The 21,775-nt window shown below is 43.0% G+C and carries 21 protein-coding genes; 17 read left to right on the plus strand and 4 right to left on the minus strand.

All coding sequences use genetic code 11. From position 1 onward, the window contains the following. Nucleotides 1-105 precede the first annotated feature (105 nt). Complete coding sequence (locus IJ23_RS12930; RefSeq protein ID WP_033906463.1) at nucleotides 106-747, minus strand: murein L,D-transpeptidase catalytic domain family protein; 642 nt, start codon at nucleotides 745-747, stop codon at nucleotides 106-108. Between the two features lie 849 nt (nucleotides 748-1,596). Here IJ23_RS12930 and IJ23_RS12935 point away from each other — a divergent pair. Continuing rightward, nucleotides 1,597-2,172, plus strand: coding sequence for an imm11 family protein (locus tag IJ23_RS12935; RefSeq protein ID WP_033906464.1), 576 nt, complete (start codon nucleotides 1,597-1,599; stop codon nucleotides 2,170-2,172). Between the two features lie 129 nt (nucleotides 2,173-2,301). Here the strand turns inward: IJ23_RS12935 and IJ23_RS12940 are convergent, their stop codons facing one another. Beyond that, the gene (locus tag IJ23_RS12940) at nucleotides 2,302-4,662 is read right to left on the minus strand and encodes an EAL domain-containing protein (protein ID WP_033906465.1); all 2,361 of its coding nucleotides are present in this window, start codon (nucleotides 4,660-4,662) and stop codon (nucleotides 2,302-2,304) included. Nucleotides 4,663-5,134: 472 nt separating this feature from the next. Here IJ23_RS12940 and rbsD point away from each other — a divergent pair, with 472 nt between their 5' ends. From rbsD to vctC, 14 genes are all read left to right on the plus strand, one after another. Continuing rightward, a complete protein-coding gene (rbsD, locus tag IJ23_RS12945) occupies nucleotides 5,135-5,554 on the plus strand; it encodes a D-ribose pyranase (protein ID WP_005382620.1) in 420 nt (139 codons plus the stop codon). 23 nt (nucleotides 5,555-5,577) lie between these two features. Beyond that, a complete protein-coding gene (gene rbsA / locus IJ23_RS12950; protein ID WP_025767874.1) occupies nucleotides 5,578-7,083 on the plus strand; it encodes a ribose ABC transporter ATP-binding protein RbsA in 1,506 nt (501 codons plus the stop codon). Further along, a complete protein-coding gene (rbsC, locus tag IJ23_RS12955) occupies nucleotides 7,080-8,063 on the plus strand; it encodes a ribose ABC transporter permease (RefSeq protein WP_005382618.1) in 984 nt (327 codons plus the stop codon). Before rbsA ends, rbsC begins: the two co-directional genes overlap by 4 nt. Nucleotides 8,064-8,150: 87 nt before the next feature. Continuing rightward, nucleotides 8,151-9,029, plus strand: a complete 879-nt coding sequence (gene rbsB, locus IJ23_RS12960) for a ribose ABC transporter substrate-binding protein RbsB (protein WP_005373143.1) — start codon at nucleotides 8,151-8,153, stop codon at nucleotides 9,027-9,029. Nucleotides 9,030-9,251: 222 nt separating this feature from the next. Then, nucleotides 9,252-10,169: a ribokinase gene (gene rbsK / locus IJ23_RS12965; RefSeq protein ID WP_033906466.1), complete on the plus strand. Its 918-nt coding sequence runs from the start codon at nucleotides 9,252-9,254 to the stop codon at nucleotides 10,167-10,169. Between the two features lie 35 nt (nucleotides 10,170-10,204). Continuing rightward, a complete protein-coding gene (locus IJ23_RS12970) occupies nucleotides 10,205-11,212 on the plus strand; it encodes a substrate-binding domain-containing protein (protein ID WP_033906467.1) in 1,008 nt (335 codons plus the stop codon). A gap of 230 nt (nucleotides 11,213-11,442) precedes the next feature. Further along, complete coding sequence (locus IJ23_RS25570) at nucleotides 11,443-11,661, plus strand: hypothetical protein (RefSeq protein ID WP_005499106.1); 219 nt, start codon at nucleotides 11,443-11,445, stop codon at nucleotides 11,659-11,661. A 160-nt stretch (nucleotides 11,662-11,821) separates the two neighbouring features. Continuing rightward, nucleotides 11,822-12,553 (plus strand): nicotinamide riboside transporter PnuC, encoded by a 732-nt coding sequence (pnuC, locus tag IJ23_RS12980; RefSeq protein WP_025767870.1) that lies wholly within the window; start codon nucleotides 11,822-11,824, stop codon nucleotides 12,551-12,553. A gap of 10 nt (nucleotides 12,554-12,563) precedes the next feature. After that, complete coding sequence (locus tag IJ23_RS12985) at nucleotides 12,564-13,295, plus strand: nucleoside phosphorylase (protein WP_017635382.1); 732 nt, start codon at nucleotides 12,564-12,566, stop codon at nucleotides 13,293-13,295. Between the two features lie 134 nt (nucleotides 13,296-13,429). Beyond that, nucleotides 13,430-14,110: a Crp/Fnr family transcriptional regulator gene (locus tag IJ23_RS12990; RefSeq protein WP_033906468.1), complete on the plus strand. Its 681-nt coding sequence runs from the start codon at nucleotides 13,430-13,432 to the stop codon at nucleotides 14,108-14,110. A gap of 163 nt (nucleotides 14,111-14,273) precedes the next feature. Then, nucleotides 14,274-15,182, plus strand: a complete 909-nt coding sequence (locus tag IJ23_RS12995; protein ID WP_005376635.1) for a siderophore ABC transporter substrate-binding protein — start codon at nucleotides 14,274-14,276, stop codon at nucleotides 15,180-15,182. A gap of 22 nt (nucleotides 15,183-15,204) precedes the next feature. After that, nucleotides 15,205-16,140: an iron chelate uptake ABC transporter permease subunit VctD gene (vctD, locus tag IJ23_RS13000; RefSeq protein WP_017820306.1), complete on the plus strand. Its 936-nt coding sequence runs from the start codon at nucleotides 15,205-15,207 to the stop codon at nucleotides 16,138-16,140. Beyond that, nucleotides 16,133-17,083 carry an iron chelate uptake ABC transporter permease subunit VctG gene (vctG, locus tag IJ23_RS13005; RefSeq protein WP_005376631.1) on the plus strand — a complete coding sequence of 317 codons (951 nt, stop codon included), beginning with the start codon at nucleotides 16,133-16,135 and terminating at the stop codon, nucleotides 17,081-17,083. The genes vctD and vctG overlap by 8 nt, the downstream gene beginning before the upstream one ends. Before the next feature lie 2 nt (nucleotides 17,084-17,085). Further along, entirely contained in the window at nucleotides 17,086-17,841 is a 756-nt protein-coding gene (vctC, locus tag IJ23_RS13010) for an iron chelate ABC transporter ATP-binding protein VctC (RefSeq protein WP_025767868.1), read from the plus strand. A 42-nt stretch (nucleotides 17,842-17,883) separates the two neighbouring features. Here the strand turns inward: vctC and cueR are convergent, their stop codons facing one another. Together cueR and IJ23_RS13020 are read right to left on the minus strand one after the other, a co-directional pair. Next, nucleotides 17,884-18,270: a Cu(I)-responsive transcriptional regulator gene (gene cueR / locus IJ23_RS13015; RefSeq protein WP_005376627.1), complete on the minus strand. Its 387-nt coding sequence runs from the start codon at nucleotides 18,268-18,270 to the stop codon at nucleotides 17,884-17,886. 87 nt (nucleotides 18,271-18,357) lie between these two features. Continuing rightward, a complete protein-coding gene (locus IJ23_RS13020) occupies nucleotides 18,358-19,326 on the minus strand; it encodes a helix-turn-helix domain-containing protein (protein WP_005382609.1) in 969 nt (322 codons plus the stop codon). Between the two features lie 116 nt (nucleotides 19,327-19,442). Between IJ23_RS13020 and IJ23_RS13025 the strand changes: the two genes are divergently transcribed. Both IJ23_RS13025 and IJ23_RS13030 read left to right on the plus strand, forming a co-directional pair. Next, a complete protein-coding gene (locus IJ23_RS13025) occupies nucleotides 19,443-21,449 on the plus strand; it encodes a TonB-dependent siderophore receptor (protein WP_033906470.1) in 2,007 nt (668 codons plus the stop codon). A 41-nt stretch (nucleotides 21,450-21,490) separates the two neighbouring features. After that, nucleotides 21,491-21,772, plus strand: coding sequence for a DUF2218 domain-containing protein (locus tag IJ23_RS13030; protein ID WP_033906471.1), 282 nt, complete (start codon nucleotides 21,491-21,493; stop codon nucleotides 21,770-21,772). Nucleotides 21,773-21,775 lie beyond the last annotated feature (3 nt).

Here is a 21,775-nt window from a genome sequence, read left to right on the forward strand (position 1 = left end):
AAAATGGAAAGAGAGTCGTTGCACAAGGACGATTAAGCTAACAGGATTATTACTGGGGAAGAAATAGAATCTTCTTTTTTCTTCCCCATATGTATCGCATCGGTATTACGCGCTTGCGTAAATAACGCTGCCGCCTTTTATAGTGTCAATGATCTCGCGAGACAACTTCTCTGGCAAAGCAGGGCAACCCCAACTGCGTCCGAGGTATCCATTCTTCTTGATGAAGGAAGGGTTTGCGTAATCGGCACCGTGCACGACAATGTAACGCTCGCGAGCTTTGTCGTTTAATCCAGAGCTTAGCCCATCTAATCGAAGTGAATAGCCATTTGAGCCGTAGTAAGTGGTATCAGTCAAAAAAGTGCCCAATGATGTTTTTCGCGAGTTCACGACATTTGAAAACTGTGTCGCTGTTTTCTTTCCGCTGTTCACGCCGTGAGAAACATACGTATTGTAGATTAGCTTCTTTTTATCTAAATCAACCACATAAAAACGCTTTTCAGTTGATGGTTTACTATAGTCGATGATCGTTAGTACCGACTTCTTTCTATCGGGTGTCTTCTGATAAGCGATGTAAGCGTCACTGAACAACTTAAAGTCTACTATGCCATCTAGCTTGGCTTGTTTAAACACATGTTCAGCTTGCTTTGGTCGTAAATGATCCCTGGGTTCGTTATCTGATTGTTTTGCAAAAGCAAAAGGTGAGACAGACAACAGCGCACATGTAAATAATAAAATTAACTTTTTCATCTTGGCTAAATAAAACTCTATGGTGTTACAAATCTACCGATTGCTTCATGCATTCGTTAAAACAACATGCACATCAATATAATTCTATTCCCAATGTTTCTTATTGCACGCTTAGGTGCTTGATATTGGGTTGACGATAAGTTTTCGAGTTAAAAACTAACTAATTGAAACTTATATAAAATATGAAGTTTAACGATGGTTTCTATAAACTTCAGCGTAAATAATATCTGATATATGTAATTAATAAAACTGTGTTTAAGGATATTTGTGAAGTTGCTAATTTATAAAAACGGTGTTTTATTTTTCGTACTTTAGAAACTCTTTTTATTTCAATGTGTTTTCTTTTTCTACGCTTTATCCAATACCTCAAAAGTTTGTGATTTAACTCGTAACAAATCGTAACGCCGAATCGTTATGTGTATAAATGCATTTATAATGTATGAATAAACAACAGGGTGGTAAGAAAAGGCAGTAAAACAACGGTGAATCGGTTGTTTTTAATTCACGATTGACAAAGCTAAGTCTAAGTCGTTCAAAAATTGAACTTGTGAATGTATCGTTTAAGTGAGAGTGATGAGCTCGACAAAAGTGAAGTGATGCGTGCTATTGTTTATTTTCTAATTTATTCGATTACATAAGGAAGGGTACATAGTAAAAATTGAAAAAATAATTCTATCGTGTGGATATAAAATATATAAATAATAAAACTTCGAAATTAAAAGATAAGAACGCCAGATATTAATTCATTAAATTTTTGAACATGAAAGTAAACTCTATCTATTATGTTTGGTTTGGTGTGAAAGCGCTCGTCTCATTAAGAAAAGCGCTCAAATTTATTTAAGGACGGTTATGACAGCATTTAATAAAGTGTTTATTGTCACTCCCAATGTTAATGATTTTGCAATGTTGCAAGAGTCGCCATTGGAAATGTCTCTTCAAGTAACGGCAAGCAAACCTATCCAACTCTATGGAGAGTCTGTTAAAGCCAGTTGGAAAAGTATTGATATTGAATGGTTAGACGTTAAGGGTGAAAAGCCATTACCCAGGCCTGATATTGCAGCATGGGGATCTTTTACTCTTGCTGTATCCGCTTCTATTGCGGATAAGCTCGATGTTTTGAGCGAGAATGTCGAATTTTTACCATTAAATCTACAAGGAAAGCCTTGGCGAGCATTAAACATTGTCACTCAAATTGATGCCATTGATGCCTCTGCTACCGAGTATAATCTTCGTCATGGTAAGCTAAGTCGTGCTAGACCGTTTAAGAAACTCGTTTTGAATAGAGAAGCCGTTAATGAATCTAACTTGTTCAGAGTAAAAGGTGCTGGGCTCAGAACGTTTTGCACGGACAAAAAAGGTGGCTTGTACGATAGCGTCAAAGCGCTGAATTTGACCGGTTTGGATTTCAAGGAAGTGCTGGTTTAAAAACGAATAAATAGTGATTTACTCAACTAAAGTCATAGAGATAGGTATGGGGGAACAAAAGCTGAGCATCTATCAATGAAGCTCATATACAGCCGCCACAGTTGTGACTGCTGTACGTCTCCCCTTAACTTATGTTCTTGAAACCCTAATTGAGCTGACCATGGACGCATCAAATCGACTGTCGTCATTTGCCGATTGCCACCACAAGCTCAATTGTTCTTTAGTCATTGGTTTACCAAATAAATAGCCTTGCATATAGTCGCAGCGGTATGCCGATAGCCATTCATGCATCATATTGTGTTCAATACCTTCTGCTGTAACCGTTTTATTTTGGGCATGGCATAGCTCAATAATAGGTTTGATCACATGGCCGTTGTTGGTGTTCATCAATGTAACGAGGAACTCTCGATCAAATTTGATTTTTTGAACCGGATACTGAACGAGCTGAGTTAACGATGTGTAACCAGAACCAAAGTCATCAATTGCAAGACGGTAGCCACGTTTTGATAGCTCATCAAGTAGAGCCGTGCCTTGTTGTTCTGCGGCAAAGGTTTCGGTTATTTCTATCTCAATACATTCTGGTTTAACACTGTGCAGTGTCGCTTGTTCATGGATGTAGTTTGCCATTTCTATCGAGTTTAGCTCTGCTGATGAAAGATTGACCGAAAGAACAATATCCTTACCGAAAATATTCCTTAATTGATGGTATTCCGCCGTTGCATTGGCGAAAACCCAGCGGTCAATTTTATCAAATAATCCGGCTTGCTCTGCAATTGGAATAAACTCCTTTGGGGGGATAGGGCCGATACCTTCGGCTTCCCAGCGCAACAAGACTTCTAACCCCTCAATTTCGTTGCTTCGATTGTTCATATAGGGTTGAAAAACAAGGTGGAATTCTTCCTCTACATTGCTTTTTCGGAGCGCACGTTCAAGCTGACTTCGTCTTTGAGACTCAATATTGAGAGCGGCTGAATAATAGGCGTATTGATTTTTCCCTGCCCGTTTTGCTTGATACATAGCCGCATCGGCACTGGAGAGTAACTTCGCGATGTCAGTACCGTCTTGAGGATATTGTGCAATACCTACGCTTGCCGTAACGGGAAATGAATTACTCCAAGATGAACTGAGATTACTAATCGGTTTTAGTAACTCTGATGCAAGCAAATCAGGCAAGCGTTTTACCTCTTGATTTGAGCTCAGCAAAATTGCAAATTCGTCACCAGACAACCTGGCGGCAAAGCAGGGGCTGTTGTAATCGTGCGAGAACTTTTGACAAGCATTCTTGATGTGTGATGAGAACACTTTTAATAAGTTATCTCCCAATTCATGCCCGTATTTATCATTCACGTATTTAAAGTTATCAAGATCGACGTAAACAACCCACAGAAACTGCGAAGGGGAGATAAGTTCACGAGTGGCAAGCTCATGAAAACGATGGCGATTGGCGAGTTGCGTCAGGTGATCCGTTTCAGCTAGGCGTTTTGTCTTTTTATAGATGACATTAAGTTCCTCATACATATCAAAAAAGCGTGCAGAGAGGCGTCCTATTTCATCGTTTGTTTCTAGCTTTTCAATATTGTCACGTTGATTAGATTCAAGTTCGTTCAGCTGCTTATCAAGGCGAGAAACAGGGCGCAACACATAGCGGTACAACACCAAAATGATTAATGTGATAGTGAAAAACGCCGCTACGCCAAAGGAGAAAGCAAGTTCTAGCCACACTTTATCGACTTTATTCCACATTAAATATTCGGCAGGAGAAAGCACGGCATAAAAGTGCGGCAGCAGCTCAATGGTTTGAGCGAGAGAAATATCAAGATAAATGGGTTTGTCGGCGAAAGTAATCACGCTGTGTGTGTCAAACTCGATTTCATGCTTAATCTCGTTAAAGGCTTCAAGTGATACGGAAACTACCACAAAAAACACATTTTTCGAGTCAAAGCTCAAAGGGTGAGTCCCCGTTCTTTTGTCGACGACCTCATATTGAAGAAGAATGCTTTGTCCACTGGAGTTATAAATAAAGCCAGTGTGACTGAAAGCCTCTCTCTCATTGAAACTTCGTGATATGTACTCTAACACCTTTGGGTCGACCACGCCCGATGATTCGTAATATTTGTTTTCTGTGTAGTAGAGAAGGTTTTGTTTGCCGTCGAGGATCGCCATGCTCGCATCGCCTTTGTAACCATGGCTCAATACTTCAGCGGTCTCGTCTAATCGGTTAAACAAGACTCGTTCACGATAGGGGTTGTTATGATTTACCAAATAGTCTTGTAATACATCACTTTTACTGAGCGTATAGGCATAGCTATTAAGAAAAATATTCGCTTGTCGAAACTGCCCGGCGAGCTTTTCCATCTGCAACTGAATATAGCTGTCTTCCCGCTTGATGAGCGTCACTTTTTGAATGCTATAAATAATATAGCTAGATACTAACGCGCTTAATAAGATCACTGGCGCGACAAGCAAAATGACTCTATTGCTTAACTTCATTATGGTTCTTAGTTTCCGTTTGTGTCCCTACAAACGTCGCGTACCAGGTAAGGTACTGAACGGATGATGTGTTTTGGCAAATTGTAACCAGATTGTAAGGTGAGCGTTCTCCAAAATCAGGCAGCTATCTAAGAATTGTGATGACGTGAAAGGTTTCGAGCTTATTAACTAGAGGTTTTCTCAGTAGTTGGACGTCTCTTTTCCTCCCTCCTTGTATAAAACCTAACTGTAATGACAGGGAAATACTGTCATCGAAACGTTTCGATGATAAAGTGTGACTTAAGTGCACTTTTCCTATTCAATGACAATTGAATTACAGATCATTCTCACACCTTATCGATCTCACACTGGTCAAATTGCGATGACGAATTATTATTTCATCGAAACGTTTCGATGAGTTTTCTGTTAATAACAAAACACTTTAAAACAGGCGCTCATGGTTGTATGAACGTGTAACCGAAAGGTCGATGAGATGAAAAAAAGTACCCTAATTAACTCAGATATTTCTTACTTGGTGGCGACGCTAGGCCACACCGACGAGATCACGATATGTGATGCTGGTCTACCAATCCCAGAGCATGTTCAGCGAATCGATTTGGCGCTAACGCATGGGGTACCAAGTTTTCTTGATACTGTTCGCGTAATTCTATCTGAGTCCCAAATCGAAGGGGTCATCATTGCGGAAGAGTTCTCTGATGCAAGCCCAGTTTTGCATGAAGCGTTGCTCAACGAACTGAGCAAAGAGAGTGAAGAAACGGGCAAATCTATTGAGGTGAGCTACGTGTCACATGAAGCGTTTAAAGCACGCACGGCCCAAAGTCGCGCTATCGTAAGAACGGGCGAATGCTCGCCATATGCGAACGTTATTTTCCAAGCGGGCGTGGTTTTTTAAGCCAGAGATATTGAGGACAGATTATGACTCAAGCCATTCTACAACTAAGCGAAATTGAGAAGGCGTTTCCGGGCGTAAAAGCACTCGACAAAGCAAGCCTGAATGTTTATCCAGGCCGTGTGATGGCGCTGATGGGTGAAAATGGAGCAGGCAAGTCAACGTTAATGAAGGTGTTGACAGGCATTTACCACATGGATGCGGGGAGCATTCAATATCAAGGTCAGCCGGCGGCCTTTAAAGGTCCACGCGATTCACAGGAAGCTGGTATTAGCATTATTCACCAAGAGCTGAACCTGATTCCTGAACTGACGATTGCCGAAAATATTTACTTGGGACGAGAGTTCACTGGCTCCTTAGGGCGTATCCAGTGGGGCAAAATGTATGACGAAGCTGACAAGCTTTTAAAACGTCTGAATGTAAAGCACTCATCAAAAACATTGCTTGGCGATTTAAGCCTTGGTGAACAACAAATGGTGGAAATTGCAAAGGCACTTTCGTTTGAGTCGAAAGTCATCATTATGGATGAGCCAACGGACGCATTGACCGATACCGAAACGGAATCACTGTTTAAAGTGATTAATGAGCTTCGTGCTCAAGGATGCGGCATCGTATACATCTCGCATCGTCTTAAAGAAATCTTTGAAATCTGTGATGATATTACGGTGCTTCGTGATGGTAAGTTTATCGGTGAGTGCAAGGTGTCCGACACTGATGAAGATGGCCTAATTGAAATGATGGTTGGCCGAAAATTAGAAGAGCAATATCCACGTATTGATGTCCAACATGGCGAAACTTGTCTTGAAGTCATTGGTTTGACTGGGTCTGGCGTTCAGGATGTGAGCTTTACTCTCAAGCGTGGTGAGATTCTTGGAATTTCTGGCTTGATGGGCGCAGGCCGCACTGAACTCATGAAAGTCATTTACGGCGCATTACCTAGTGAGCATGGTGTTATCAATCTTGATAACAAAACTATTAACCCGGTTAGCCCGCAAGATGGCTTGGCAAATGGTATCGCTTACATCTCTGAAGATCGCAAAGGCGATGGTTTGGTTTTAGGTCTTTCGGTTAAGGAGAACATGTCACTTTGTTCGCTAAACCAGCTGACCAAAGGCTTCCAGATTCAACACAGCGACGAAGTGATTGCTGTGGAAGATTTTATTAAGTTATTCAACATTAAAACCCCAACGCGAGATCAAATCATCGGCAACTTATCTGGTGGTAACCAGCAAAAAGTTGCGATAGCGAAAGGGTTAATGACGAAACCTAAAGTTCTGATTCTGGATGAGCCGACACGTGGTGTTGATGTCGGAGCAAAAAAAGAGATTTATCAGCTCATCAACAAGTTTAAGGCCGAAGGCATGAGCATCATCTTGGTTTCTTCCGAGATGCCTGAAGTGCTCGGCATGAGCGACCGTATTTTAGTGATGCATGAAGGTCGTATCACTGGCGAATTTGATGCGAAAGACGCCGATCAAGAAAAATTACTCGCCTGTGCCGTAGGCAAAGAGATCAATGAGGAAGCAGCATGAGTACGAATACCATGAGCAAACCAACCGAAACTGGCAACAAGAAGTTGTTCACAAAAGAGTGGCTGATTGAGCAAAAATCACTGATAGCTTTGATCTTTCTGATCGTTGTTGTGTCATTTTTGAACCCGAACTTTTTTACGGTCGACAACATTCTCAACATTCTTCGTCAAACCTCCGTGAATGCCATTATCGCAGTGGGTATGACATTAGTTATTTTAACAGCAGGCATCGACTTAAGTGTTGGTTCGGTATTGGCATTGTGTGGTGCCTTTGCGGCAAGCATGATTGCGCTTGAGGTTCCGGTGCTAGTGGCGGTTCCAACTGCTTTAGTCGCAGGTGCAGCGTTAGGTGCGATCAGCGGTATCATTATTGCGAAGGGTAAGGTGCAGGCATTTATCGCTACGCTGGTTACCATGACGTTACTACGTGGTGTGACCATGGTGTACACCGAAGGTCGACCAATCTCGACAGGCTTTACTGACACCGCAGATGCGTTTGCATGGTTTGGTACTGGCTACGCGCTAGGCATTCCGGTTCCTGTTTGGTTAATGGTGGTTGTGTTCGCAGCGGCTTGGTATTTACTTAACCACACGCGCTTTGGTCGCTATGTTTACGCACTAGGCGGCAACGAGTCTGCGACTCGCCTATCAGGTATCAATGTAGACCGAGTGAAGATTGGTGTCTACGCCATCTGCGGTATGCTAGCAGCGCTTGCAGGTATTATCGTAACGTCTCGTCTTTCTTCGGCGCAGCCAACAGCGGGTATGGGCTACGAGCTAGACGCTATCGCAGCGGTTGTTCTTGGCGGTACCAGCTTGATGGGCGGTAAAGGTCGTATCATGGGTACCTTGATTGGTGCGCTGATCATCGGTTTCTTGAACAATGCACTTAACCTACTTGATGTTTCTTCCTACTACCAAATGATTGCAAAAGCAGTGGTTATCTTGCTGGCGGTATTGGTAGACAACAAAAACAAGTAATTCATAACAATCTGTATATATAAAACAGTGAATACAAACCGAGTCAGGGGACGTGTACTGGCTCACCCTACACAAAGGACTAGAACGATGAAAAAACTTGCAACTCTTATCTCTGCTGCACTTCTTTCTTCAACCGTATCGGTAGCGGCGCAAGCTCAAGATACCATGGCGATTGTGGTTTCGACGCTAAACAACCCGTTCTTCGTAACGATGAAAGACGGTGCGGAAGCAAAAGCGAAAGAATTGGGGTACGACTTAATTGTACTGGACTCGCAAAATGACCCGAGTAAAGAACTGTCGAACATCGAGGATTTAAGTATTCGCGGCGTAAAAGCAATTCTTATCAACCCAACGGATTCTGATGCAGTGTCTAATGCAATTCGTATGGCGAACCGTTCTAAGATCCCTGTGTTGACATTAGACCGTGGTGCAAGCCGTGGTGAAGTCGTGAGTCACATCGCGTCGGACAACGTAATTGGTGGTGAAATGGCAGGCCACTACATCATGGAAAAAGTCGGCGAAAAAGCAAAAGTCATTCAACTTGAAGGTATTGCGGGCACATCGGCAGCGCGTGAGCGCGGTGAAGGCTTTATGAATGCCGTGAAGGGCAGCGATATGGATCTTCTTGCTAGCCAACCGGCTGACTTTGACCGCACGAAAGGTCTAAACGTAATGGAAAATCTGCTAGCGGCTAACCCGGATGTACAAGCGGTATTTGCACAGAATGATGAAATGGCGCTAGGTGCACTTCGCGCAGTTCAAGCTTCTGGCAAAGATGTCGTTATCGTTGGTTTTGATGGTACGGAAGACGGCATTGCAGCAGTTAACCGTGGCAAACTAGCGGCAACTATTGCTCAGCAACCAGACCTTATCGGTGCTTTAGGTGTTGAAACGGCTGACAAAGTTTTGAAAGGTGAAGAAGTAGAAGAGTACATCCCAGTACCACTAAAAGTAGTCACTAAGTAAGTTTTAAGTTCAATAAATCATCCTAATTTTTGCTCTCTCCTCCGTTTATATCTGTCGTTTAGGAGGTGAGGGCAAACTTACCCAAAATACTGCAAAGTGTGGGGTATAGATGCCTTTGGCTTTTTATCGAGACTCCTTCATCAGGAAGAGAAGTTAAAGTCATCTAATGTATTTTCCTAAACAGTTTTTAAAAAGGGTTCATTCAGAACCGAGGATAACCGTATGAATAAGTTAGTGGTGTTAGGTAGTGTAAACGCTGACCATGTTCTTCAAGTGCCTTCTTTCCCTCGCCCAGGCGAGACGCTGCATGGTCGCAACTATCAAGTTATCCCAGGTGGCAAAGGTGCCAACCAAGCCGTCGCGGCGGCGCGATTAAATGCAGACATAGGTTTTATCGCTTGTGTGGGCGACGACTCATTCGGCATTAACATTCGCGAAAACTTCAAAATGGACGGCATCGATATCACTGGTGTGAAGATGCAGCCAAATTGCCCGACAGGTATCGCGATGATTCAAGTGTCGGACAGTGGTGAGAACAGCATTTGCATTTCAGCTGAAGCGAACGCCAAACTGACAGCAGAAGCGATTGAGCCAGATTTAGAGCGTATTCGCCAAGCAGATTACTTGCTAATGCAATTGGAAACGCCGATGTGCGGCATTGAGAAAGCTGCGCGTGTAGCGAAAGATGCCAAAACCAACGTAATTTTGAATCCTGCGCCAGCTCGTGAATTGTCAGATGAATTACTGTCTTACATTGACGTGATTACGCCAAATGAAACGGAAGCTGAAGTTCTGACAGGTATTACTGTAACAGACAACGAAAGCGCGCAAGAAGCGGCGAATGTGCTACATGGTAAAGGTATAGAAATTGTCATGATCACACTCGGTGCAAAAGGCGTTTGGCTAAGCCAAAACGGTCGAGGCGAAATCATCTCGGGTTTCCGCGTTGAAGCGATGGATACTACCGCAGCGGGCGATACATTTAATGGGGCATTCGTCACTGGTCTCCTAGAAGGTTTACCTTTAGAATCAGCGATTAAGTTTGCACATGCGGCGGCTGCAATTTCTGTGACCCGCTTTGGCGCGCAAACGTCGATTCCAACCCGCGAAGAGGTGGACGCGTTTCTCGCTGAACAATAAGGCGCACAACGCCTCATTAAAATAGGAGTAGTAACATGGCGACGATGAAAGACATCGCAAAACTGGCAGGGGTTTCCACTTCAACAGTGAGCCATGTTATTAACAAGACGCGTTTTGTGAGCGAAGAGATCTCTGAACGCGTTAACAATGCCGCAAAAGAGCTTAACTACTACGCGCCCTCTGCGTTGGCGCGTAGCCTCAAAGTCAATCGTACCAAAACCATTGGTATGCTCGTGACAACCTCAACCAACCCATTCTTTGGCGAAGTCGTAAAAGGCGTCGAACGCAGCTGCTACCAAAAAGGCTACAGCCTCATTTTATGTAACACCGAGGGTGATAACGAACGTATGCGTCAATCCATTAATACGCTATTGCAAAAGCGTGTCGATGGTTTGATCTTGATGTGCTCGTCGCTAGAAGGAGAGCGTATCGATGTATTTGAGCGTTACCCAGATATCCCAGTTGTGGTAATGGACTGGGGGCCGATGCTATTTACAAGCGATAAAATCCAAGACAACTCACTTCGTGGCGGTTACTTAGCGGCGAAATACTTAATTGATTGCGGCCATACCGAAATTGGGTGCATCACAGGCCCTTTGATTAAACACCAAGCGCAAATGCGATACGAAGGTTATAAGCGAGCAATGAACGAAGCTGGCTTGGAATTTAATGCCAATTGGATCATTGAGTCTGACTTCGAATGTGAGGGTGGGTATCAAGCGTTCAAAAAAATGGCTCAGCGTGGCGCATTACCTAGCTCGATTTTCGTCTCTAACGATATGATGGCGATGGGGGTGATTAACGCCGCAAATGAGCTCGATATTAAAGTGCCGGACGACCTGTCCATTATTGGTTACGATGACATCCATATCGCGAAATTTATGTCGCCATCGCTAACTACCATTCATCAGCCTAAGTACCGTTTGGGGCAGGCTGCCGTTGAGACTCTTGTCCGAAGACTGGACGACAAATCTAACGACGCTCAAGTCGTTCAACTGGAACCAACATTGGTTGTACGCAACAGTGTGACGAATTTCTCTTAATTAAAAACAAACGCATGGTTAACAAATTTAGTGCATATAATTTATAAAAAATGGGCTAAAAAATAAATAAGCATGCAAAACAGATGTTCGAATTTATTAACTCAACATTTGAAAAGTGTGATTTTTTGCGAGTAACTCGAAAGATTTCGTGTCGATAGTGCTTAAAACGCTTATTATTAATAAAGCCTATAATTAGATTTATAAATTATTGAGATGAATGGAAAATCTTTATGTTAGTTAAGAGATATGCACAGTATTCAGTAAAGAGGCCGTGGTTTCACCGTTTCAATATTTCACTAGTATTAACGGTGTTTGTCGTGAGTGTTTATGAACTACTTGCGAATGAAGAGTATGTATACTTGGCTGGCGTGGTGTTTACATTTGCTTCGACTTTACTGTTCGCGTCAGCATCGACGTTCAAAAAGCGCTACCTAGGACACGAGTCCTAGTTCATTTGGAATGAATAATTGAGATAAATAGGTACTTTCAAGTAAGTAATGAATCTGAATTATGATCGAGTGCATCAAGAGGAGGACAAATGTCCTCCTTTTTGTTGGGGATCACGCTCTAATATAAGCGTATTCCAAACAAAATAATAAAGGACATGTTATGGACCTCTTTGCCTTACTCGATATTAATAATACTCTCGTTAACATTCCGATCGGCGACGGCTACGCAATGAGTTGGATCGAAGCTTTCGGTACAGTTTTTGGACTGCTTTGCATTTGGTTTGCCAGCCAAGAAAAAACCATCAACTACTTATTCGGTTTGCTGAATGTCACGCTTTTTGCCGTTATCTTTTTTCAAATTCAGTTATACGGATTATTGCTTCTTCAATTGTTTTTCTTCTGTGCGAACATTTACGGCTGGTATGCGTGGACCCGTCCAAACGCACAAGGTGAAACGCTGGAAGTTCGCTGGTTAAATAAGCAGAAACTTATTACTACTGCCTCTATTAGCGTTGCATGTATCGCATTATTAACGATCTATATCGACCCATTTTTCTTTGCGCTAGCAAACATTGCTGTTGATAGCTTGAATCTCTTTGGTGCTGGCTTGGCTGAACCAGTGCTTGAACCTGACGCGTTTCCGTTCTGGGATGCAACCATGACAGTGCTTTCTGTTGTTGCACAAATTCTGATGACACGTAAATACGTCGAAAACTGGATTCTATGGGTCGTGATTAACATTATCAGTGTGGGTATCTACGCGACGCAAGGTGTTTACGCAATGTCTGTTCAGTACGCGATTCTTATGTTCATCGCTGCCAATGGCACGCGTGAGTGGGCTCGTAGCGCTAAGCGCAATGGCGATAAAACCTTAGCGCACGCTGCTGCGTAAGGAACGAAAAATGGCCAAACAACCTCATATCGGAGTGGATGAAACACAAATCGCTCCCCTCGTTATTGTATGCGGCGAGCCAGATCGAGCGAATCGTATCGCGGCATTATTTGATGATGCAGAAATGGTGTCGGAAAACCGCGAGTACCGTGTGTTTACCGGCAACTACAAAGGCAAGCCTGTTTCAGTGTGTAGTACAGGTATAGGTGCGCCATCGATGATCATCGCAGTGGAAGAGCTAAAACAGTGCGGTGTGACTCATGTGGTACGCGTTGGATCGGCGGGGGCAATGCAATCAGGCATTCATCTTGGCGAGTTGATCATTGCCGAAGGCGCGGTAAGAGATGAGGGCGGCTCTAAAGCGTATGTCGATTCGTCTTATCCAGCCTACGCAAGCTTTTCACTGTTAAAGGAAGTTGAGCGTTACTTGTCGATGCAAAAAGTGCATTATCATTTTGGTGTGGTGCGTTCTCACGACAGTTTCTATACCGATGACGAGGATGCAATATGCCAACATTGGAACAAGAAAGGCATCTTAGGTGCCGATATGGAAACCTCTGCGCTGTTTACGGTCGGTCGACTACGAGGCCTTCATGTGGCTTCGATATTAAACAACGTGGTGCTGTATCAACAAGATGTGAAAGAAGGTGTTGGTCAGTACGTTGATGAGGCCAAAGTAATGATGCAAGGTGAGAAGAGTGCCGCGATTACGGCATTAGAAGCCTTGGTTGCTCAGCGTTAGCCAGTCTCTATCTCAGTAAGTCACATAAACAGAATAGATGTAAAGCGACAGGTCACTGTCGCTTTTTTATTTGGAGTTACGGGGTACAATCCACCTTAAATAGTTGTCCGTAACTTTTTCTGAGAGAGCAGAAAATGAAAATCAGCCCTTATCCGACTGGTCGCTTCAAAACATACCTTGAAGAAAAGAATGCCACCTTTCGCGATTTGATTTATCAATGCCAAATAAATTCGCGTTACTTTGATGCTGGGGAAGCAATTCTCCGCCAAGGTGAGCAACTTCAGTACTTGTATGTTGTGCCAGTAGGTCGAGTCTCGATGAACATATTGGCCGCAAATGGACGACGTTTTCAATTAGGGGAAGCTAACTGCGACTATCATATTTATGGTGAAATGGAGTTCTTCACTCAGACTCCTTGTCAATGGAATGTGATAGCAGATGAACATATGCAGGTTGATGTTATCTGTATCCAAAAACTAACCGAAGCACTGCAAAATCATCCCCAAATGATGGTGTTCTTCGCTTCAGCATTGGCTGAGGATTATCAAGACTCCATGGATATCTACACTAATCGTTTGTTGCATCCCATTACTTACAACATTGCCTATGATCTTCTCGTCCGTAATCAGACGGATAAGCTGCTTGGTGGCTTTGATAAAGTGAACCAAGAGGCTGAGCGGTTTGGTACCTCAGGCCGAGTCTATCGACGTGCAGTTAAGGACTTGATTGAAAAGGGATTGATTACCAAAACGGACAACGGTTTGGAGATTATTGATGAGCTGGCACTCAAAGCGTTTATTGAAGCGCATGAATGATACGCCCAGGTATTGAAATTGATGAGTTTTATAAGTCTTTGATATATCTAAGTCTTGAGTAAACGTAACTAATGTAAAGTACCTTAAATTTTGTTGAATGCATTAAAGAGTAGCGTTATATTGCGAACGCGTATGATAATAGATCTCATTAAGGCTTAACAAAATGAAAAAATTCGTCGGTGCGGCTATGCTGTCGTTATTTACTGTTTCTCCTTCTTTCGCTGCTAAAGTTGTGATTGACCACTACATGGGTCAAACAGAGCTAGAGCAATCCCCAGAGCGTGTGGTTGTGATTGGCTTTGGCCCGCTAGATGCGCTGGACAACTTTGGTATCGATCCTGTTGCAGTATCTAACTCGTCTAATCTTCCTAGTTACCTTTCAAAATACAGCAAAGATAACTACACCTCTGCGGGTAGTTTGTTTGAACCTGATTTTGAAACCATCTACATGCAAAAACCGGATTTGATTTTGGTTGGTCCGCGAGCGTCTGCGAAATATGAAGAGCTGAGTGAAATTGCCCCTACAGTTGTTTTCGCGGCGAAAGAAAACCAAGGCTATTGGGAAGGCACGCAAGCGCAATGGCGCAATATTGGTAAGATCTTCAATATCGAAGAAAAAGTAGAGCAGAAAATTGAAGCGCTAGATGCTCAATTCAAAGCAATCCGCGACTACAACCAATCGAACAAAAATGATGCATTAACGATTTTAAGCATGGGTGACAACATCAGCGCGTTTGGTGCCCAGTCGCGATTTGGCGTCATTTATAACGACTTTGGCTTCTTGGAAACGGTTGAGCACGTGAAAACGGGCACTCACGGAGATGTCATTTCTTATGAGTTTATTCGTGAAGCTAACCCGAAAAATATCCTCGTGGTTGACCGAAATTCTCTGACAGGTACGCCGGATAACGATATTCGTAAATCCATGGATAACGACTTAGTCAAAGCGACTGCGGCATATAAAAATCATAAAATCACCTATTTAGATGTGGACGCTTGGTACTTGTCGATGTCTGGTGTGACAGCAACAGAAAAAATGGTCAGTGAGATAAAGCAAACCGTTGAACTGTAATCCAAGATAGCAGAGGTTAACTTTGAAGAAGTTATTGCTAACCCTTGTGGTTTTAAGCACGGTTTCGTTATTTGTTGGGGTGGCAAACATGACGCCCCAACAACTCTTTTCAGGTGATGAGAAAGCATTAGAACTTTTCTTTACCAGCCGTATACCACGTTTATTTGCCATATTGCTTGCTGGTGCTGGCTTGAGTATTGCGGGTCTTGTCATGCAGCAAATCAGCCAGAACCGATTTGCTGCACCTTCTACAACTGGTACGATCGAATGTGCCATGTTGGGCTACGTACTGAGCGTGGTTTTCTTTGGTAATGATAATCACCTTTGGCTCGTGTTCGGCATCTCGGTATTTGGGACGCTGGCGTTTGTTTTCTTTATTCAGCGCATTCAATTTAAGAGCGTGGTTTTTGTGCCGCTTGTCGGGATTATTTTCGGCAATGTCATCCAATCCATGACTACGTTTATCGCTTACAAATATGATGCACTTCAAAGTCTGAATGCTTGGACAGTCGCAAACTTCGCTAACATCTTGCGTGGTGATTTTGAACTGCTGTACATCGCGGTACCAATGGTTATACTCAGCTATCTTTTTGCCGCAAGGATCTCTGCCGTAGGTATCGGAAAAGATTTCGCGATTAACTTGGGTTTGAATTATCAGCAGGTTGTGACGATTGGCGTGCTATTGGTGTCCATCATGTCAGCAAGTGTCGTGATGATTGTTGGCCAGTTGCCATTCTTAGGGCTGATTGTGCCGAATCTCGTGAGTCACTTTTATGGCGATAATCTCAAAAAGAACATTCCGCTTACGGCCATGTATGGGGCGATTTTAGTGTTGTGTTGCGACTTGGTGAGTCGTTTAATTATTTTCCCTCATGAAATGCCAATCTCTATCGTGATCAGCATATTGGGTGGCGTGGTATTCATCGCTATGTTGTTGCGAGGTAAGCAACATGCGTGATTCAACGAAAATCCTGCTGCTAGGTGGCATTGCGATTCTTTTCGCGTGTCTGTTTATTGGTATTGGGCTAACGGCTGACAACTACCAATATTTTTTGTCTCGTAGAGTTCCTAAAGTATTGGCGATAGTGCTAGCGGGTGTGGCCATTGCTCAGTCTTCACTTGTATTTCAAACCATTACGCACAACCGAATTTTAACGCCAAGTATCATGGGTTTTGATGCGCTGTATGTGTTAACCCAAATTTTGATCGTGTTGATTTTTGGTGGGTTGAGTACCTTAGTTCTTAACTTGTACGTCAATTTCGCGATTGCAGTAATTGTAATGGTGTCGTTTTCGCTACTGCTGTTTGGGTTTTACTTTTCAAAAGGAAGCAAGAACCTGATTACGTTGCTATTGGTCGGCTTGATCTTTGGTCAGCTATTTTCCAATGCGGCGTCATTCTTTTCTTTGCTGATGGACCCAAACACATATGCAATTGTTCAGTCGAAACTGTACGCCAGTTTCAATAATGTCAAAGTGAACTTGGTTTACTTTAGTGCTCCGGCTTTGATGTTTGCATGTTGGTTGTTGTTTAGGATGCATCGCACTTTAGATGTGTTTTGGCTCGACCAAGACAATGCGAAAAGCTTGGGTGTTGATGTACCTAAAGTGACAAGAAATGTGTTTATTATCTCGGCGGTTTTGATTGCTATTTCTACGGCTTTGGTAGGGCCAATCATGTTCTTTGGTTTACTAGTGACCAACTTAAGCCGAGAAATGTTCCGAAGTTACCAACATAAAACGCTATTGGTCGGATGTTCGTTTCTATCCATAAGTTCACTACTTGCTGGGCAATGGATAATCGAAAACGTGTTTAGTTTTGAGACGACGTTGAGTGTCGTAATTAACTTTATCGGCGGTGCGTATTTCTTATACCTGCTGCTGAAAAACAAAGTTGTATAAATATGATAGTAATAGATAAATTAACGAAGGCTTTCGGTTCAAACAAAGTCGTAGACGAGGCCAATACTCAGTTTGAAAAGGGCAAGGTAACATCGATTATCGGTCCAAATGGCGCGGGAAAGAGCACGCTGTTATCTATGGCCTCGCGCTTAACGGAGCGAGATGGCGGTAGTGTTATCATTGATTGCAAGGAAATCGCGGAATGGGACACAAAAGAGCTAGCGAAAAAACTGGCAGTACTTCGCCAAGCTAACTCGATTACAATGCGGTTTACCGTAAAAGAGTTAGTCTCTTTTGGTCGTTTCCCATACTCTAAAGGAAATCTGACTAAAGAAGATCATGAGGTCATAGAACAAGCAATCGACTACTTAGATTTGCAAGATATTCAAGACAAATACTTGGATGAATTAAGTGGTGGTCAGCGACAGCTTGCATTTATTGCTATGGTGATTGCACAAGATACAGATTATGTCTTTCTTGATGAGCCTCTTAATAACTTAGATATCAAACACTCTCTTCAGATCATGAAAGTTGTGCAGCAGTTAGCCCATGACATGAATAAAGCCATGGTGGTCGTGATTCATGATATTAATTTCGCGGCGTGTTACTCAGATGTCATATTGGCGCTTAAGAAAGGCAAGGTTGTGGCGAGTGGTGCGGTTGAAGATGTTATTCAAGCGTCTACGCTAGAGGACATCTACGAAACGCCATTTAACATCATAGAGTTAAACGGTAAGCGCATGTGTACCTATCATTAAGCGAGCTAGTTCGTTTTTAACGAGATCAATAGATAGGCGGGCTTACTTGGTGAGCTCGTCTATGATTGGGCATCGGCTCTCTGCATCTCCAGGACAAGAAGAAACCCAACCTTCAAGTTGCGTTTTGATCTCCATGAGGTGTGCAATTTTTTCTTCAACCTCTCTCAGTTTGTCCATGGTTCTTGCTTTTACTTCGCTACTTTTGCGGTTGGGGTTATGAGCAAGTTGTACGAACTCTTTGCATTCTTGCAACGAAAAGCCTGCGCTTTTTGCGCGTGATACCAAGTTAAGCTCTTGAATATGATTATCTGAATATTCGCGATAGCCAGAGTCGCTACGCGCTGGTGGAGATATGATCCCTTTGTCTTCATATAATCGAATCGACTTAGATGAAAGCCCAGTGAGCTTCGCGACGGCACCAATATTCATGTTTAACCTCCATAACGTTTAAGGCGAGTATATACCGATGTTGTGGATAAGACACTCCTAAATAACAGTCAGTTACCTAGAGTCTCCTTACTCTTTAATCACTTCATGTGGTGGCACACCAAATGCCTTTTTAAAGGCATAAGTGAAGTTAGAAGGGTGGTGGTATCCGGCTTCATAGGCGGCTTCTGTTATCGTCACTAGGCCACGTTCCAAATGTTGCCTAGCAATCTCAAGACGTCGAAAACGAATGTAGCCGTTTATGGTCATATTAAGTGATTGTTTAAATCGACGCTGTAGGTTTGAAACACTCATTGAGAATTGGCTCGCCAACTTTTCCAAGCGTAGTTCTTGATCAAGGTGAGTTTCAATATAGCTGACAATATCCTCAATTCGACCATCAATGTGTCGTTCAATACTGCTGTTTTTAGCACTGAAATTCTTAGGAATTTGCTTGGTGGCTTGATGTAATATTTGATAGATCAAGCTTTCGACCTCTAGCTTTTCTTGGAACTCTTGCGGTGTTTCTCTATTTGTTAACGTTTCGGCCAGCTCGCATAGCGTCTGGTTAGGCTCCAACTGTTGAAACGCCTGATGAGAGTTAAAAAAGGCTCGATGACTACAATTTTGCTCAAGGCGGGCCTCTAGCCATTGGGGCTTAACCAATATGTTGATCTTATTAATGAGGTTATCTTTGAGCAGTGAACGACGAAAATTTGCAGGTTTGAGTAAGTTCACCACTACACCCTTAGGGCCGTCGCTCGCGTCTAAATCAAATTGCAAATCGTCGTAGCCAAACGAGAGTCTACCTTCTAAAAGAATAGTGACCAGCAGTGAGGCGTGTGCAGTAGAAACAATATTCGAATCAATAAGTTCTAGACAACGCCCGCCATGAACAAAAATTTGATCATTGTACTGATATGATAGGAACTTACCTTCGGCCAGTTGAGTTTGACAAGGTTGGCCTTGCGTGACAATCCATTGTTTCTCTGTCGCCTCTAGTCTTTGGGTTAAAGCTATCTTGGCAATTTTAGTTCGTTTTGTTGTGACTTCCTGCATTTGACACTTCCTCATAACACTTGTGCGATTTCGCATAACCGAATCGCCTTTGTATTTATAAAACTCATGCTTATTATACCTGAGAATTATTATCATTAATATTTAGGAATTAAGTTATGGAAAGCCCTGCTTGTTCACCTATCAAGCTTTCAAGCCTTTGCCTTGCAGTGGGAATGGCGCTATCAACCCCTGTTTTAGCTCAAGATACTGAGTCACATTTTGAAGAGGTCGTTGTATGGGGAACGAAAGTTTCCAGCAACACTGAGTCGATGTTTGCGGACGACATGTCACTGAAGCAAGCGGATCATATGTCTGATTTACTGCGCGATATTCCCGGTGTGGATGTTGGTGGCACACACTCTGTGAATCAACGTATTACGATTCGTGGTTTGAGCGAAACCGATTTGGACATTCGTCTTGACGGTGCTTCTCAGCATGCGAGCATGTTCCATCATATTGGTAACTTGACGTTGAACCCTGACATTCTCAAATCTGCGGACATTCAGGTAGGTAATAACTCTGTGACTCAAAACGGGTTAGGCGGTTCGGTCTACTTTGAAACGAAAGACGCTCGTGACTTACTTCGTTACGATGAAAAGTTTGGTGCGCGTGTTTATGGCGGCTATGCATCCAACGACAACCAACAAGGTTCGTTGACACTGTACGGACTTTTGTCCGAAAACATTGATGCGATGGTCTATGGCCATTACGTTACGCGTGATGATTTTGAAGATGGTGATGGCAATAAAACCTATGGTGCTGCAGGTGATGTTTACAACATTCTGGCTAAGCTGGGGTATGAACTAAATGACATCCATCGTTTTGAGCTCTCTTATGACATGTACCGAGACAGTGGAGATTACAGTCCGCGTCCTGATATGTCTGGTAGTGCAAATAATAGCCTGTCGAGCAAGTTACTTATCCCTACGGATTATGACCGCGATACCGTTACTTTGAGTTACGAGTTGCGAGGCGAACAACACCAAGGAAACGTCACTCTTTATAATACCGAGACAGAAATTAAACGTGACGAAACGGTGATGGCCCCTCGTTGGCCCTCGAACCGTTTATCAAAGAACACCGCCAAAAACCAAAACTTTGGTTTGAATGGAAAATTCCAGTCAGATGTTATGTTAGGTGAGTTTGATAATCGAGTCACTTATGGCTTCGACTACATGGATAAAACGTCTTCGAGTTACTACGGTAGTCGTAAGTTTATGGACGAATCGGCGATTTCAACCGCACTGTTTGTAGAAGATCAGTTCTTCTTCTCTGATGCCTTCTTTATTACCGCAGGTATGCGCTTTGATGATTACAAACGCAAAGCTGAGACAGGAACCAGTAATTATGATGATGTGACTTGGGCTCTAGCAGCAGAGTGGGCGGTGACTCAAGATTGGACGTTGTTTGCGAGTGCACGTTCTCTATTTAAAGGTCCAGAGCTAATGGAAACCTTTATTGCTTACCAAGACGTTGCATTTTTAGAGGATGGGTTAAAGCCAGAAACGGGATTGAACACGCAGGGTGGTGTTCGTTTTGATAAAACCTTTGATAAGCATTCCTTTGGGGCGAATATTACGGTATTCCAAACGGAAATTGATGATTACATTGCAGATCAGTACCAAAACGCGACTCAAACTTACCTGATTTACAACTTAGGTGATGTTGAGATTAAAGGCTTTGAAGCTAGTGCTTCTTATGGTTACGACAAGTTTAACAGCAAACTTTCTTACTCTAAGTCGGACACCAAAAACAAGAATACTGGTGGTCCTGTTGCTGGGGGCAATGGGCGTAGCATTGATATGGGTGATAGCATTGCTCTAACTTTGGATTACCAGTCAGACGCTTTAGAAACGATCTTCGGGTGGAACTCAATGTTTGTTCTAGAGGAAGACAACGTCTTTGATGGTCAGCCAAAGAAAGCAAGTTATGATGTACATAATCTATACGCTCAATGGGTGCCGTCTGATATTGATGGATTGTCGGTGACCTTTGGTATTGATAATGTATTTGACGAGTTGTACAGCTCTCATGCGTCTCGTTCGGGTACTGCACGTGGCTTCACGCTTGATGACTACGAGCCGGGTCGCAACTTCAAGCTCTCTGCAGCTTATCAATTCTAACAAGGTTCTTCATAGGACGTTTCAAAGTAACGAGTAAGTTCATGATTAAAGAAAGCACCCGAATAGATAGCGAACACGCTGACAAATACTTAGTGACGCTTTGTCGGCATTTTGGACGAAAAGTTCCTGCTACTTGGAATGAAAATAGCGGTTTGGTGACATTTCCGACGGGAAAAGCGGAGTTTAACCTTTGTGCATCTAGCTTAACTATAACCTGTGAGGCGGATTCAGAAGAGAAACTGAATACGGTTAAGGCGATCATTTCATCGCATATGGATATGTTTTCTCGTCGAGAAACATTAGCACTTAGCTGGGTTCGTTAGCGC

This window comes from Vibrio sp. OY15 (assembly GCF_000742455.1).
GTDB classification, from domain to species: domain Bacteria; phylum Pseudomonadota; class Gammaproteobacteria; order Enterobacterales; family Vibrionaceae; genus Vibrio; species Vibrio alginolyticus.